Source organism: Heyndrickxia sp. FSL K6-6286 (assembly GCF_038630395.1).
In the GTDB taxonomy this organism is placed as follows: Bacteria; Bacillota; Bacilli; order Bacillales; family Bacillaceae_C; genus Heyndrickxia; species Heyndrickxia oleronia.
The window spans coordinates 2769950-2785477 of the sequence record NZ_CP152029.1 but is presented as its reverse complement, the minus strand read 5'-3'; the positions used below and the strand labels follow the sequence as shown (position 1 = coordinate 2785477).

The 15528-nt window shown below is 31.9% G+C and carries 15 protein-coding genes; 11 read left to right on the top strand and 4 right to left on the bottom strand.

The window, feature by feature from the left end; all coding sequences use genetic code 11:
• Positions 1-648 precede the first annotated feature (648 nt).
• From MHI39_RS14070 to MHI39_RS14025, 10 genes are all read left to right on the top strand, one after another.
• On the top strand, positions 649-1314 hold the full coding sequence (locus MHI39_RS14070) for a histidine phosphatase family protein (protein ID WP_342539454.1): 666 nt from the start codon (positions 649-651) through the stop codon (positions 1312-1314).
• Positions 1315-1355: 41 nt separating this feature from the next.
• Positions 1356-1781, top strand: a complete 426-nt coding sequence (locus tag MHI39_RS14065; RefSeq protein WP_058005413.1) for a hypothetical protein — start codon at positions 1356-1358, stop codon at positions 1779-1781.
• A 31-nt stretch (positions 1782-1812) separates the two neighbouring features.
• Complete coding sequence (locus MHI39_RS14060) at positions 1813-2334, top strand: GNAT family N-acetyltransferase (protein ID WP_342539452.1); 522 nt, start codon at positions 1813-1815, stop codon at positions 2332-2334.
• A 226-nt stretch (positions 2335-2560) separates the two neighbouring features.
• Positions 2561-3058 (top strand): PH domain-containing protein, encoded by a 498-nt coding sequence (locus MHI39_RS14055; protein WP_342539450.1) that lies wholly within the window; start codon positions 2561-2563, stop codon positions 3056-3058.
• A complete protein-coding gene (locus MHI39_RS14050; RefSeq protein ID WP_216383679.1) occupies positions 3055-4557 on the top strand; it encodes a PH domain-containing protein in 1503 nt (500 codons plus the stop codon). The genes MHI39_RS14055 and MHI39_RS14050 overlap by 4 nt, the downstream gene beginning before the upstream one ends.
• 111 nt (positions 4558-4668) lie before the next feature.
• Complete coding sequence (locus tag MHI39_RS14045) at positions 4669-5913, top strand: aminopeptidase P family protein (protein WP_342539447.1); 1245 nt, start codon at positions 4669-4671, stop codon at positions 5911-5913.
• 120 nt (positions 5914-6033) lie between these two features.
• Entirely contained in the window at positions 6034-6573 is a 540-nt protein-coding gene (locus MHI39_RS14040; RefSeq protein WP_342539445.1) for a GNAT family protein, read from the top strand.
• Between the two features lie 341 nt (positions 6574-6914).
• On the top strand, positions 6915-7892 hold the full coding sequence (locus tag MHI39_RS14035) for a ring-cleaving dioxygenase (protein WP_216383685.1): 978 nt from the start codon (positions 6915-6917) through the stop codon (positions 7890-7892).
• A 191-nt stretch (positions 7893-8083) separates the two neighbouring features.
• Complete coding sequence (locus tag MHI39_RS14030; RefSeq protein ID WP_259545479.1) at positions 8084-9175, top strand: DUF1835 domain-containing protein; 1092 nt, start codon at positions 8084-8086, stop codon at positions 9173-9175.
• Between the two features lie 68 nt (positions 9176-9243).
• The gene (locus MHI39_RS14025) at positions 9244-9408 is read left to right on the top strand and encodes a DUF2197 domain-containing protein (protein ID WP_342539444.1); all 165 of its coding nucleotides are present in this window, start codon (positions 9244-9246) and stop codon (positions 9406-9408) included.
• Positions 9409-9579: 171 nt separating this feature from the next.
• On the opposite strand, the gene MHI39_RS14020 is transcribed toward MHI39_RS14025, so the two are convergent.
• Positions 9580-10932, bottom strand: a complete 1353-nt coding sequence (locus tag MHI39_RS14020; RefSeq protein ID WP_259545478.1) for an MATE family efflux transporter — start codon at positions 10930-10932, stop codon at positions 9580-9582.
• A 379-nt stretch (positions 10933-11311) separates the two neighbouring features.
• Positions 11312-11752 (bottom strand): YtoQ family protein, encoded by a 441-nt coding sequence (locus MHI39_RS14015; protein WP_058005405.1) that lies wholly within the window; start codon positions 11750-11752, stop codon positions 11312-11314.
• Between the two features lie 1221 nt (positions 11753-12973).
• Here MHI39_RS14015 and MHI39_RS14010 point away from each other — a divergent pair.
• Positions 12974-13285, top strand: coding sequence for a hypothetical protein (locus MHI39_RS14010; protein WP_058005403.1), 312 nt, complete (start codon positions 12974-12976; stop codon positions 13283-13285).
• Positions 13286-13474: 189 nt separating this feature from the next.
• On the opposite strand, the gene MHI39_RS14005 is transcribed toward MHI39_RS14010, so the two are convergent.
• The gene (locus MHI39_RS14005) at positions 13475-13987 is read right to left on the bottom strand and encodes a mismatch-specific DNA-glycosylase (protein ID WP_071975802.1); all 513 of its coding nucleotides are present in this window, start codon (positions 13985-13987) and stop codon (positions 13475-13477) included.
• Between the two features lie 175 nt (positions 13988-14162).
• Positions 14163-15473 (bottom strand): 6-phospho-beta-glucosidase, encoded by a 1311-nt coding sequence (locus MHI39_RS14000; protein WP_058005401.1) that lies wholly within the window; start codon positions 15471-15473, stop codon positions 14163-14165.
• Between the last annotated feature and the right edge of the window lie 55 nt (positions 15474-15528).

Below are 15528 nucleotides of genomic sequence, written 5' to 3'. Positions count from 1 at the left end.
TGTATAAGCTTTTTCTCAAACATTGTTGCTGTTTAGGTAATGTTTTAACTTTATAAAAATAGGTTGAGAATCAATAAGTCCTTTCATTTAACAGAGAAAAAGCTGATCGCTTCGTAAGAAAGCTGTACCCTGATTTTAGGTGTAAAAGCCGGCAGGAGGGCTTATACAAATGCAACAATAATACGAAAATCACCTTATATATGTGGGATAGATCGATGTTCTTTAAGTAAAGCTAGAGCATTTTCTTTTGAAATACCGATAAAATAGTGAACATCTTTTTCATTAAGTAGCCCATGTTCGTCATTTTCATCAAGTCTTTCTAGTAATCCCTTCACAATGGTATTTTTAAAGTTGTTTAAGCCTTCCCCTATAAAATAGGCAGCACCAATTAGACCTATCGCAATCTACATCATTTCCATCGTCCATTCCTCATTATTGTCTCTTTATTACATTAATAGACTGTTCTCTTATCATTCATAAATTTTAACATGAACTATTTCTTAAATTGGAGAGAATCCCTATTTTTTTCAATATTTCCATATTCAAAAAGGAAGTAATTTAATAATGTAGAATAATTAATACATTAACGATTGTTTGAGTTGCAATTAGGAAAAGTAATTTTATAAAAATGATAGGGGTGTGAATTAAATGGAATTGATCTTAGTTAGACATGGTGAATCCCTTCATAATATTAAAGCTGTCACATCATGGGATAGTGAACTATCTATTATTGGTAAAGAACAAGTGCGATTAGTGGGAGAAGTTTTACTGAATGAACAGGTTGATGAGATTTGGTGTAGCCATATGCAACGAGCATTAGAAACAGCACAAATACTTTCTAGTAAAACCCAAGCTTTAGCAAGGGCGTTTGTTCATCTATCTGAACATGGCCACGGATGGGAAGAAAATGGATTAAGTCGTTCTTTTATAGAAAATCAATACCCTTTGATTTGGTTACCTTCGGAAATTGATGAAGATGGTTGGGCTAGACATTGGAATCATGAAAGCAGGTCAGACTTATATAGGAGAATCGGTTATATAGCCGATCAAATTACCAAAGTTGCAGCCTCAAAACGATTAAAAAAACTAGTAGTAGTCATACATGGAAAATCTGGAACAGAGCTATTAAAACATTTATTACAAATACCTGAAGACGCAAACTATTATTTTAGAATGTTCAATTGTGGGATAACTAGACTTTATTTAAATATAGAGACTAATAAAAGAACAGTAATCTGTATGAACGATATTTCACATCTTGGCGATTTAGTGCAAATGAAAAATTTATCTAGATCAGTACCAAGGTATCGCTAAATTACTTTCTATAAATTATGTGAGTATTTGGAGGTAATATTATGGACTCTACTTTTCACCGTTTCTTAAACAAATATTTGGCGATCTGGGGCAAGTCATCGCTACAGGAATTAAAAGAATTGATATCCGAAGATTATCAAGCTCGGGAAATATCAGGAAAAGAAATTATTGATTTTGGATTTAATGAATCGATTGAAGGCTGGGAACAAGGTTTTCACTTTGTCGTTGAGAATGGAGCGGAGTGGGAATTAAACAAGTTATCTATTATTCAGTTAAATAAAAGAGAAGTATTAGCAATAATTTTTGCGGCATTGATTATTAATGGAGAACGGTTAGATAATGGAAATTTATTCTTTCAAACATTTAGACGGGAAATAAATGACGATTGGAAATTAGTGCGTAGTTATATTGAAGCTGGTGCTCTTACTGATTTCGTCCTGAATGAATGGGAAGTAAATATATTCTAGAATCTACTGAATGAAAGAAGGAGAATATTCGATGTTAGATGTATACTTAATTTTACCAACTATTGAATTAAAAACTCAATATTTATCATTTTATCAAGAATGGAAAGAAAGTGGAGAAGAAATGGTACCATGGGTGATTAGTAAGGATCCATCAAATTTTATTGGGATGCTACAATCTCTAACTGATGCCGAAAAAGGGGAAAACCTTCCGGAACAATGGGTCCCTGATTCCACCTTTTGGTTAGTTAATAAAGATAAAAAGGTGCTTGGAGCTGTTAATATTCGCCATGGATTAACAGAGGCATTAATGAAAAATGGTGGGCATATCGGTTATGGGATTAGACCAACGGAAAGAAGAAAAGGGTATGCAACTAAACTATTAGCTCTTGCCTTAGAAAAGGCAAAAGTATTAGGGATTCGAAAGGCTCTAGTAGTTTGTGATCAATCGAATATAGGTTCAGAAAAAACGATCATAAATAATGGTGGAATTCCGGATACAGATTTTATTGAACCGAATGGCAATATTGTGAAAAGGTATTGGATTGAGTTATAAAATAGATAATTAAACGTAAAAATCTAGATTAGGATTTTTACGTTTTTTTGTGAAATAGAAAGTAGAAATAGATTAATGCCTCTAATAAGTAACATAACAATTGAGAGTATATCAAAAGAAAAATAACCGAGTTTCATTGAAAAGGATAAAATCACCTGTTATATTTTAGGAGGATGAAAGGTTTAAACACAATAAACAACAACCAAGATTAAACAGGAGTGATGGAATGTATACTAATATAGATACCCCACATGGAAAATTATCAAAAGCTATAATAAAAATTTGGATTATTAGAGAAGTTATTGCGAATCTATGTGGGTGGTTCATACTAGGTGTTTTATTTTATCTAGACCATTTATTTTCATGGAAAGAGTGGATTGGGTATTTACTATTTATCATAATGATTATTTCACTATTCTTTTCGATTTGGTCTATTTTTATTGAGCCTTTCTTATTATATAAAAATTGGCGATATGAGGCGAATGCAGAGTTTTTACAATTGAAGTTTGGAGCAATCAACGAAAAACATCAAATTATTCCAATGACAAAAATACAATCAATCTCTACTAGTCAAGGACCACTATTAAGAAAATATGATTTTTACTCTATATCAATTGATACAATGGGGTCTTCACATTCAATACCTGCCTTGCCTAAAGAGAAAGCGATTGAGTTAAGAAACCAAATAGCATATTTCGCAAAAATAAAGGAAGTGGAATCATGAATACGCCTAAACGATATCATCCACTTATTATTATTTTTGATCTATTTCACCTCATAAAGAATTGTTTTTTCTTTTTTATCTTTTTATTTGTTATAAAGTATGGGTCTGTTTCTCCATTTTTTAAGTATGGGAGAATTGCGTTTATTATTTTGTTTGGATATTCCATCGTTTATATCTTACTAAAGTGGTATACACATAAATATAAACTTGAAGAAACATCCTTTTATATCTCTAAAGGGATTTTCCTTAAAACAGTTCAAACAATACCGTTTACAAAGATTCAAAATATTAATCGAAGAACTTCGTTTTTACACAAGATCTTCCAAGTAACATCCATACGTTTTGAGACGGGGATGTCGGGCGATGATAGCACTGTTGAATTCAAAGTGATTTCACCGGTTAAGGCAGATCAAATAGAAAATTACATCAAAAATCAAGTAGCATCAGGAAAAGAAGAAATAATTGAGATAAAGCCATTAACCTCTTCTAATGTAGAAAATGACAGTCATGAGGGAAAACATATTCATTTTCGTTCGACGAAGAAAGATATATTAAAAGCCTCACTCACTTCATTTAGTTTTCTTTTGCTTATTCCACTTGTTATTTCGATTTATTCAAATATTGATGATATTTTTCATGTGGAAGCTCAAGCAAAAGGTGTGCTTTCATTGATTCTCCATTCAAGATGGGTACTAGGCCTGGTAATTATTATCCTTATAATTTTGTCATTTATCTTCGGAATTGTTAAAACTACTATTCAATTTGGCAATTATGAAATCTCATCAGATGACAATCAAATTTATATTAAAAAAGGATACTTAGAGGAAACGATATTTACCATTACAAAGAGTAGAGTCCAAGCAGTTGAAATAAATCAATCCCTATTGAAACGTATTCTTGGACTTGCAGAGGTACGATTGATTAGTGCAGGAAATACAAATATTGAAGATGATAAGCATGAAGTTAATTCACTTTTTCCGTTTTTATCGGTTAGTCGAGCGTATGATATTATTACGGAAATACTGCCTTCCTATGAAATAACGAAGGAAATGAAAGGCTTACCAAAACGATCCTTATGTGTTCGTTTGCTACGACCTAGTTGGTTTTGGTTGGCGGTCACATTCGCATTGTATTATTTTAAACCAACTTTATTAGGCTTAGAACAAATTTGGTGGGTACTCTCATTTATTCTCTTAATATGGATATATACCTTAAGAGTTCTTGACTTTTATCATACACAATACACACTAAATGAACAGTTTATTCAATTAAAGAAGGGGAGTTTTCATACTTCTTTATTTATTTCAAAAAGAAATAAAATCATTGAAATACAAGTAAAATATAGCTTTTTTCAAAAATATTTTGGTCTGGCATCTATTACAACTGTTAATCGGGCAAAGCCAGTTCATCATAATGAAATTTGCGATGTCCCTGCAGATATAGCTAGGATGGTATATAAATGGTATCAAGGGCGTACAAATGAAATTGAGCTAGTATGAGAAGATTTGAAAACGTGTGGTCATGGAATTTACTGTTCTCTTGAAATGTCAGAAATTATGATATAATTAGAGAATACAAAAATTAAAGTTGGTTGGAAGAGAGGAAATTCAATGAATAGTAGTTTTTTTGTCCAAAACCGTCAACATTTATATGATCATCTAGAAGATCAATCCTTACTTATTTTATTTGCCGGATCTGCACCACAGAAATCAGCAGATGAGGCCTATAAATTTGTTCCTAATCGTCATTTTTATTACTTAACAGGAATCAATGAACAGAATATTATGTTTCTCGCGAAGAAGATGAATAACAAGGTGGAGGAATATCTTTTTATAAAAAAAGCCGATCCTTTTATGGAAAAATGGGTAGGGAAGACAATTTCAGAAACTGAGGCGACGGAAGTATCAGGTATATCTGACATTCGTTATATCGATCAATTTGACTCATTTTTGTCTCAGACATTATTATCAGATTCGTCAAATCATCTATATCTCGATCTTGAAAGAAGAGAATGGGATACATATACAACGAAAGCTCAACAATTTGTGAGCAAAATACAAGCAAACTACCCATATGTCCAAATCAAAAATGTTTATCCAATAATTTCTGAACTCCGCGTAATTAAAAAGCCAGAGGAAATCGAAAATATTAAAAAGGCAATTGATATTACATATGAAGGCATTAAACATATGATGGCACATGCAAAGCCAGGTATGATGGAATACCAGCTTGAAGCATATTTTGACTTTATATTAAAGTCTAATGGGGTTATAGATAATGCCTTCCCAACAATCTGTGCAAGTGGGAAAAATGGGACGATTTTACATTATGATAAAAATGATTCAAAAACAGAGGATGCAAGCTTAGTATTATTAGATTTAGGTGCTCAATACGGTTACTATAGTGCAGATATTAGTTTTACTTTCCCTGTTAATGGGAAGTTCACTGAAAAGCAAAAAACTTACTATAATATTGTTTTAAAAGCACTTAAGGAAACGACTGCATTAATAAAGCCGGGTGTAGCATTTGCTAAATTAAATGAGCATACCAAAAAGGTTCTTGCAGAAGAATGTATAAAAGTGGGACTGATTAAAGAAGAAAGTGAAATCAGTAAATATTATTATCATGGTGTTAGTCATTTCCTTGGATTAGACACTCATGATGTAGGTACTTATAAGAATTTAATCCTACAACCTGGAATGGTTCTAACGGTTGAACCAGGATTGTATATTGAAGAAGAAGCGATTGGAATTCGAATTGAAGATGATGTCCTTGTGACAGAGGATGGAAATGAAATTCTTTCGAAGGATATTATCCGAACTGTAGAGGAAATCGAAGCATTTATGAATAAATAAATAAATAAATAAATAAATAAATAAATAAATAAATAAATAAATAAGCGGAAACCCATTCCAGATTGTTCATTGTTGGAATGGGTTTTGTTATTACTATACCAAGACGTGGGAGTGATTCATTTGTTGATGGGCAAATCTATTTTTTTAAAGCCATTAAAATCTACTGATGCTCAGGCATCTCTAAACCTACAATTGGAGAATCGCGAGTTTTTTGAAAAGTTCTCTATGATACGTTCTAATCATTTCTATACACTTGATGGACAAATAGAATGGATTAAAAAATTAGAAAATGAAGCAAAAGAGGATCAACAATATTATTTTGGAATATTTTTAACAGATAATCAGAAATTAATAGGGACGATCAATCTTTTTCAAGTACTTCGAGGTTCACTTCAAAGTGCATTTATCGGATATTTCTTAGATCGTAAGCATAATGGTAAAGGTTATACAACAGAAGCTGTTAAATTAATCGTCGAGTATGGGTTCAATCATTTAAAATTACATAGAATTGAAGCGGGAGTAATGCCTCATAATATCCCCTCCATTAGAGTATTGGAGAAGGGCGGATTTCATAAAGAAGGAATTGCTAAGAAAAATGTTAAAATTAATGGAAATTGGGAAGATCATCAAGTATTAGCAATCATAAATCCACATGATTAGTATTTTTTATATTAGTTTTTTCTCAAACATTGCTGCCTTTTTAAATAGGGTGGTAACTAATAAATCGGTTGAAAACTGTTCATAAGAACCGCTTAATATTAAAAGTCAGTAATTGCCCATTTACAGAAGCAAATGACTATATGAAACTAGGCAAAGGATAGCTAATTACTTGATGCTCCTTTGTCTAAATCATATTTTTGACAGAAGACAGAGTTTATGATAATATTTATCTTGAATTCGAGATATGTTAAATAAAGATAATTTTTTTAGCTTGTGGGTAAACTAGAATAATCAATAGGGATTTTACTATAGAAACAGAGGAAAATAGGGAGGAAATAGACATGAATCATTTAAAAGGAATCCATCATGTAACAGCAATTACAAGTAGTGCAGAAAAGAATTATGAATTTTTCACCTATGTACTAGGGATGCGTTTAATTAAGAAAACTGTAAATCAAGATGATATACAAACCTACCATCTTTTCTTTGCAGATGATATAGGTAGTGCAGGAACAGATATGACATTTTTTGATTTTCCTGGAATACCAAAAGGGAAACATGGAACGAATGAAATATCAAAAACTTCTTTCCGTGTACCAACAGATGCTGCATTGGAATATTGGGTGAAGCGATTTGATCGTTTAGAAGTTAAACATGCAGGCATCTCTGAGCAATTCGGTAAAAAAACTCTTTCATTTGTCGATTTTGATGATCAACAATATCAGTTAATATCTGATGAAAATAATAAAGGGGTTGCTTCAGGTACACCATGGCAAAAAGGACCGATACCATTAGAGTATGCGATTACTGGTTTAGGACCAATTTTTGTCCGCATTGCTGAATTTGATTACTTCAAAGAAGTAATGGAAAAAGTTCTTTTATTTAAAGAGATTGCCCATGAAGGCTCATTTCATTTATTTGAAGTCGGAGAAGGTGGAAATGGTGCGCAAGTAATAGTAGAGCACAATGTTATCCTTCCGCGTGCCCAACAAGGGTTCGGAACTGTACATCATGCTGCTTTTCGTGTTGAAGATCGTTCCGTGCTAGAAGAATGGATTCAAAGAATGCAATCCTTCCGTTTCCCAACTTCTGGCTATGTGGACAGACATTTCTTTGAATCCTTATATGCAAATGTAGCACCACAAATTTTATTTGAATTTGCAACCGATGGACCAGGTTTTATGGGTGATGAACCTTATGAAACCTTAGGAGAAAAACTATCTTTACCACCTTTTCTTGAACCAAAAAGAAAAGAAATTGAAAGTTTAGTTCGACCAATTGATACTGTAAGAAGTACAAAAGAATTTATTAAAGAATAATAAGAAAAAACTATAAATAAACCTTTCTATAAAGTAGTAGAATAACTATTTTTTAGAGAGGATTTTTTTATTTATCTAGTTGCTTAACGTATAGAGCTTCGTTCTTCATGATAAAACTACAAAAGTAGAGGAAAAATACTTATTCGTAGCGAATAGTATATCTTGTGACTCTATACGAGGAAGTGGATATTTTGAAAACAAAAGATTATCATCCTTACATTTATTTTTTAGTTGATTCAAATATAGTATTTGTTTATAAAATTGAATCTGACAGCTATTTACAGATAGATGAATTACATAGTAGTGGCAAATGGGAAACGTATATCCTTAAAGAAGGAGATGTATTTGATACATTTTTTCATACGGAAAGTGATCCTCTTAAGGGTAGGAGCTATTTTATAGCGCAGGAGAGTTATTTGATTATGCTTGATAAAATTAATAACCAAATACATAAGCATAAAAAAATGCTATATGATAAAATAATTCCGATTCATATAGCTTGTTCAGAATCGGCAGCAGGTTGCATTCGGGTAGGTTTAGATCAACCAAAACGAGTTATTGGTTTTCCTGGTTTATTATCGATCGGACCACTGTGGAAAATTAATGAAGAAGCTGGATTTAATTATCGGAATGAATGGTTGTTTGAGCATATTAACTTTGAAAGCGATGATTATGCATATCAAGTTACATTTAAGAACTCGATTAGAGAAATTAATGACATTCCTGAACAATCTCCGATTTATCTTTGGTATGGAGACAATGCAGATGAACAAATTTGTCTTCGTTTCATTCTACATCTTTTAAAAAATAAACCCAATAAGATCTATCTATTGAACATGAATGCACTGCATACATCTGTAGATAAAAATCAAAAATTAACGTACTCTAGCCAATTAACGCCAGAGGATTTGAAAGACATTTATGAAAAACATACTTTCGATCAAATATTGTCAATCCAAGATAGAATCCAATTTGTGAAAGAATGGGAAAATTTTTTACATTCGAAAAATGTATTACGAATATATACTAAACAAGAAATCAAAGAGGTTCCTGAGGATTATTTCGATTCCTTTATTCTAAACACATTAAAGGATCTTCATGAGAAGCGTGGCCAAAAGGAATTTATAGTAACTGGAGAATTAATCGGTCACCTATTTGATCTCAATCCGTCCATTTATCCAATATTTTTAGAATATAGAATTAGACATCTTGTCTATAGCGGTACGTTAGAATTAAAGGGAATACCAAAATCGATGAGACATTATAGTGTCAAATTGAGATAATTTACTTAAGTTAAGAAATAAAAGCAATTCAGGTAATATTAATTGAAAGGAGGTAATCAAAGAATGATATGAACTATTATGAAGTTAATTGTTTTAGTTGTAAAAAGGACTTTAAAGTATATGAGGGAACCAATGCTTATAAAAGGTTTAAGGTAAATAGAAAGAGCAAATATTGTTGCGATGATTGTAGTCATAAAATTCGATTAGAAGCAATTAAGAATTTTTTTAAGTAGTTTAAGTTATTTATTTTTTCTACGGAGTAAAAAAATAATTAGATAATAGTATTAGCCAGGGAAAGATTTAGTTATTTTTTGTTGGTTCATTAATATTTTAAGGAGATAATCACAACCAATTTTTTAAAAAAAATGGTTGTGATTTTTTTATTATCGTTTTATATATTGCTTTTACTTCAGTAGCTTTTTTATCTTTAACGAAAACAATACACAACAAGTAAGTGCAGCACAAAAGTCTGAAATAGGCTCCGCAATAATTACCGCATCTGTTTTTGGACTAATGAATGTTGGAAGGATAAATACTAGTGGTATAAGCAAGATCATCTTACGAAAAACAGCAATGAATATTGAAACCTTAGCTTGACCAAGAGCAATAAATACCTGTTGTAATGCTAATTGAATTCCGTAAATACAAGTACCTAAAAAGAAGATTCGCATAAGGTGCATCGTTAGATTGATTAAGTTTATATCGTTTGTGAAAATTCTTATTGGAAGCTGTGGGAGAAAAATAGCAATACTCCACATAAGTAAGCCTAGAGAGGCGCAAAAGATAACACAATACTTAATCGTAGCTTTTACTCGTGAATAGTTACCAGCTCCATAGTTATAGCCAATTATCGGTTGCGCACCTTGTGCAAAGCTAGATAATGGAAGTGAGAAAAGTTGCATTAGACTACTCATGATCCCGATTGAGCCAACATATAAATCTCCACCAAAACGAGAAAGAGAAGTGTTGAATATTATCTGAATTAATCCTTCGGTAAATTGCATAATGAAAGGAGATAGTCCTAATGCGAGAATACTAGTTATTACTTTTGGTCTAAGAAACAAATTTTTAAATCGAAGTCGCAAATAACTGCGTTTCGATGTGAGAAAGCAAATGACCCATACAGCTGACATAGTTTGTGAAATAATTGTAGCAATTGCAGCGCCCTTAACTCCCATGTTCATACCAAATATAAATAGAGGATCAAGGATTGTATTAAGGACTGCACCGACACACACAGTAATCATTGCGGTTTTGGCAAACCCTTGTGCAGCAATGAATTGGTTTAAGCCTAATGAGATCAAGACACTAATTGTTCCAATCAAATATATTCCTAAATAAGAATTGGCGAAAGGTAATGTATCAGGGCTCGCTCCAAATAATACTAATATTTGTGATTTAAAGATTAAGAAAATGGTGGTTAAAATAATTGATAGGAGTAAAAGCATAAGGAAACAGCTTCCAAGTAGCTCTTCAGCCTTTTTAGGCTTTCCTTCTCCTAACTTAATTGAAGCAAGTGGAGCTCCACCATAGCCAACTAGTGCTGCAAATGCTGAAATGATCATTGTAATCGGAAATACAACACCAAGACCAGTTAATGCTAGAGTGCTAGTTTCAGGCATTCTTCCAATAAACATTCGATCAACAATATTATATAACGCATTAATTAATTGTGCCGCAATTGCAGGAGTAGCTAATGAAAGCAATAATTTAGGAATACTTTCATTAGAGAAACGTTCGTTCATACGATTATTCATATACTCATCCTTTTAAAGTCTAAAAATATAATTATTTTACCATTAATGTAAAATAATGGTAAAATAAAAAATACAAAAATTCCAACTCCTTTACTTGTATTTAAACAATTCGGTTCATAAAATTATTCGATTTATTAAGAGCTATTACACTATTAATTATAACATATAATTCATAGCAAAAATGGCTGTTTATTAACTTTTTACAGCGATTTTAAGCGTCTTTACAGGCTTTTTGATGGTGTTTAAATTGGAATTACATATCGGGGTATTAATGAGTGTTGAGAGGGGTTTAAAATTAAAAATAAGACGTTTTGGTGATTTGTGATTTTAGGTGGAGAAAGAAAAACGGATCCGATGAAAATCGAATCCGTTACCTACATTATTCATATATATATGCTAACACTTCTAAAGCCTGTTCAATTGTTTCGACAGTTACATTAGCTTTATTTGAAAGCTCCTTTAATGGATGGATTAAAGACTCTGGTCGAACAATAATTGTTGGTTTATTTAAAGCAATTGCAGTACTAGCATCCATTGCCGTGTTCCACTGTTTATACTTTTCACCAAATAAAGCAATCACTACATCCGATTTTTGCATAAGAACCTGTGTGCGAAAGTTATTAATACTAGATGCAGCATCGTCCTTATAAAGTGGACTAGGCTGGTTTCCTAAAATGTTTTCCCCGATAGAATCTGATAAATCATGGTCTGTTTGTGGAGACACAAACTCTAATGGTAGTTCTTTTTCTTCAGCCATTTGAATTAATTTTTCTCGCCAATTATCATGTATTTGACCAGCTAAATAAACGGTAAGTTTCATTATAGGACCCTCCTAAAATTATGTACTTTTTATCTATTTTAAACTAGTTATTAAAAAATTCCAGTGTTTTACTTTATCAAATTAGTTTGTCATATAGTTATTTAAGTTATATTGGTGTTTGTTTATTTATCTTTGGATATTAGAACGTCTATTATTTAATTATTTTTAGACGATGAAACATAAGTTGTGTTATTGCAGTTCAACATACATAAATTGAAATTGAATGAAAGCTTTAAATTTCACCTCATATAAATGCTCCAGTTCCATTCATCAGCTGACTTATGTGAACTATATTTGTTGAAACCATGTTAGATGCATTATAGAACAAATCACAGTAATTTTAGTATTCTTATAAAATAATACAGTGGTTAAAAGTTATAGAAGGAAAATATCTCCTTTTGTCGAATTTTATAAAGTGTTGAAGACTAGATAAGTATAAAGGAATGAAGTGAGACATGGAGTATATAGATAAGATTGGCGAGAGAATAGAAACTAGATCATTATTTATATATTTAGTTATTATTTATATTATCTTTTCGATAGGGGATATTTTAAATCATTCCCATTATTTGTATCCAGATATTTTTAAGATAATATCGGGAGTTCTTATTTTAATCATTAGTTTTGTTTACTTACCAATTAGAAATTTATATATGAATGTGTTGAATTTTTCTATATTAAAAAAACTCTCTACATATTTTTGGATTGTATTTATATATATGATGTTTTTTTATCTAAATCACTTATTTTTTAAATCTGGCTTCCTAATGAAGGGCTGCTTGATAATTATTATAGTCCTATTCGATTTCCACTCCGGTTCAATCATGAATTTATCTTGTATATCTTTACATCAGGAATTTTGTTTCCAATATGGGAAGAGTTAGTTCAACGAGTTTGTACAGTTGTTTTTTTATCAAGATTATTTCCATTATGGATCTGTGTTATATTACAAGCTATTATTTTTGGACTCTTGCATATGGACAAACCATTGTTAATTATACTATTTGCATTATTATCATTTTTTCTTTGGTTTGTTACTAAGTCTATTATTCCATCAATCATATTTCATATGCTATATAATATTCACGGTGGACTATTAATCTATTATAATATTGATGTTATACCAAGGTGGTAATTTGTGGAAAATATTTTTAAAAAGTTAGTTAAAAATAAGGAAACCCACTAGATATGGTAAAATTGGCATAAAGGAGATGAAACAACTTGGATAATACATTTAAATTATGGATAGTAAAATTAGGGAAATTAGTTTTTACAGGTGAAATATTTGGAATACCGAATGATGAGGATTCTTTCAGTTTTACCTTTGCGATAGATGAAGAAGTAGCAAATGTTTTTATTGATGAAGCAACAGCTATGTATATCGCGAACATATGTGGTGGGACAGTAATAAAAAAGGAAGTGACTTCTGACCAGTATATTCGTTTAGATTCAAAGAATAGAGATTATTTAAATAGGGAAGAAGAATTTGAGCAATTACAAAGTATGGGGATATCGATACAGGTAGAAAGTTAATACATAGTAAAAAATATATGATAACTGCCAAACCATTATTAATTGCTAGAAAAAGGAGTAGGAGGACAGCAGACGAAGGTGATATTCCATACCAATAATACTTCAAACAGGCACTCTTGATGAAAATTACTTAACGTAATATTAATAGATTATTGAAAAGAGGTCACGACTTAATTATATGATAACGTTCTATTTGAATTGTTCTAAAAGTCTTGTTAATTCACTATAAATTTCAGTGATTTCATTAAAATTCATTCGTACAAGCCCACTAGAAGAAGGAGCAACAAAGTCTAATGTTCCTTTAACGACTGGTTCATCCTGGAGACCCCAGTGAACCGATCTTTTTTTGCTGTATTCTTGATAAACACCTTTTCCTACGAAACATATGATTTTAGGATGATAGTTAAGAATAATCCTTTTTAATTGTTCTCTACCGTATTGATATTCTTCCTTTGTAATCTCTTCAGCTGATTTTGTAGGTCTTGATACAATATTTGTTAATCCATATCCGATTTCAAGTAGTTTGTAGTCGTCCTCTGCTCGCAGTTTACATGGAGTTAGCCCGGATTCAAATAGTATTTTCCAAAAGCGATTATTGGGATTTGCGTAATGATGTCCTGTTTCTGCCGATCGGATACTTGGATTAAAACCAACAAATAAGATGTCCAAGTTATTTTTTAAATGGTCAGGTAGCAGTTTCATAATATCCTCCAAAATCTTATGATTCCTAAAGTATTTATATTATAGAATAGTCTCCATACGTGAATTTTGCAAATGAAAAACCGCCTATTAATTGATATCTAAGTCAAGCTAAAAAGACCACTTTGTAAAGAGGGTTCCTCAAAACAAGTGGCCATTTCGAACAATAATGCCAAAATTAATGTTGAAATTGTGGTAAGTATTCTTTATGTGCCTCTAGCATTTCATCTAAGATTTGTTTTGCTACTGTGTCTGATGGAACGAGTGGATTAATGGACATTGCAAGTAGGGCTTTATGATAATCACCTGTAACAGCAGCCTCGATTGTCGTTCTTTCAAAGGATTTGATTTGTTGAATTAATCCGTTGACCGCAATAGGTAATTCACCTACAGTCAATGGAATTGGGCCATTTTTCGTAATAACGCAATTCACTTCAACTGCGGATTCATTAGGTATACCTGCGATAGCGCCATTATTTTGAGTGTTAACGGTTTGTATATCACCACGATCATTATAAATTGAGTCAATTAAACTACAAGCTGCATCACTATAGTAGGCTCCACCTCTTTTTTCGAGTTGTGGCGGCTTGATATCCAAATTTGGATCCTTATAAAGCTCGAATAAATCACCTTCAAGCTGTTTTACTACCTCCGCACGGACGCCATTTTTTTTGTAAGCCTCTAATTCTTCTTCTAACATTTTTTGTGTTTGATAATAATATCTGTGGTACGAACAAGGTAGAACTCCTAATGCACGTATGAACTCAGGTTCCCAGTCAAGATCGGGAATATTATTCATATCAATAGCACCCTTTGTATCCCCAGTTAAAATATCTAGTACTTTTTTTGTCACATTTGCGCCGTCAAGGTATACATTTAATCCATAAACCATGTGATTTAAGCCTGCAAATTGTACTTGCACACGTTCTCTTTCAACACCCAGCATTTCGGCAATGTTAATCTTTGTATGAATTGGTAGATTACAAAGTCCAATTACTTTCTTAATTGAGGTATGGCGTAGAACCGCTTCAGTTACGATACCAGCAGGATTAGTGAAATTTATTAACCATGCATTCGGACAAAGTTCCTCCATATCCTTACAAATCTCTAATATAACAGGTATTGTTCTTAAAGCTTTAAATAAACCACCAGGACCATTTGTTTCTTGACCAATTACACCATACTTTAATGGGATTCTTTCATCTTTTATGCGGGCATCCAGTAAACCGACTCTAATTTGTGTTGTAACAAAGTCGGCATTTTTTAATGCTTCTCGTCGATTAAGTGATAGATGGATTTTGATAGGAAGTCCAGACTTTTCCACCATGCGTTTTGCAAGTGAACCAACAATTTCTAGTTTTTCGCGACCTTCCTCAATATCTACTAACCAAATATCGGTAACGGGTAATTCGTCATATCGTTTAATAAATCCTTCAATAAGCTCAGGAGTATAGCTTGAACCTCCACCAATAGTTACAATCTTAAGCATTTTTCATTCTCTCCTTTGTAAAATGTTGATAATTAGGGAAGGGGAGAATGACAAG

Coding starts and splice junctions, on each gene's coding strand:
- MHI39_RS14070 (WP_342539454.1), top strand. CDS start 649: ATGGAATTGATCTTAGTTAGACATGGTGAATCCCTTCATAATATTAAA.
- MHI39_RS14065 (WP_058005413.1), top strand. CDS start 1,356: ATGGACTCTACTTTTCACCGTTTCTTAAACAAATATTTGGCGATCTGG.
- MHI39_RS14060 (WP_342539452.1), top strand. CDS start 1,813: ATGTTAGATGTATACTTAATTTTACCAACTATTGAATTAAAAACTCAA.
- MHI39_RS14055 (WP_342539450.1), top strand. CDS start 2,561: ATGTATACTAATATAGATACCCCACATGGAAAATTATCAAAAGCTATA.
- MHI39_RS14050 (WP_216383679.1), top strand. CDS start 3,055: ATGAATACGCCTAAACGATATCATCCACTTATTATTATTTTTGATCTA.
- MHI39_RS14045 (WP_342539447.1), top strand. CDS start 4,669: ATGAATAGTAGTTTTTTTGTCCAAAACCGTCAACATTTATATGATCAT.
- MHI39_RS14035 (WP_216383685.1), top strand. CDS start 6,915: ATGAATCATTTAAAAGGAATCCATCATGTAACAGCAATTACAAGTAGT.
- MHI39_RS14025 (WP_342539444.1), top strand. CDS start 9,244: ATGAACTATTATGAAGTTAATTGTTTTAGTTGTAAAAAGGACTTTAAA.
- MHI39_RS14020 (WP_259545478.1), bottom strand. CDS start 10,932: ATGAATAATCGTATGAACGAACGTTTCTCTAATGAAAGTATTCCTAAA.
- MHI39_RS14015 (WP_058005405.1), bottom strand. CDS start 11,752: ATGAAACTTACCGTTTATTTAGCTGGTCAAATACATGATAATTGGCGA.
- MHI39_RS14005 (WP_071975802.1), bottom strand. CDS start 13,987: ATGAAACTGCTACCTGACCATTTAAAAAATAACTTGGACATCTTATTT.
- MHI39_RS14000 (WP_058005401.1), bottom strand. CDS start 15,473: ATGCTTAAGATTGTAACTATTGGTGGAGGTTCAAGCTATACTCCTGAG.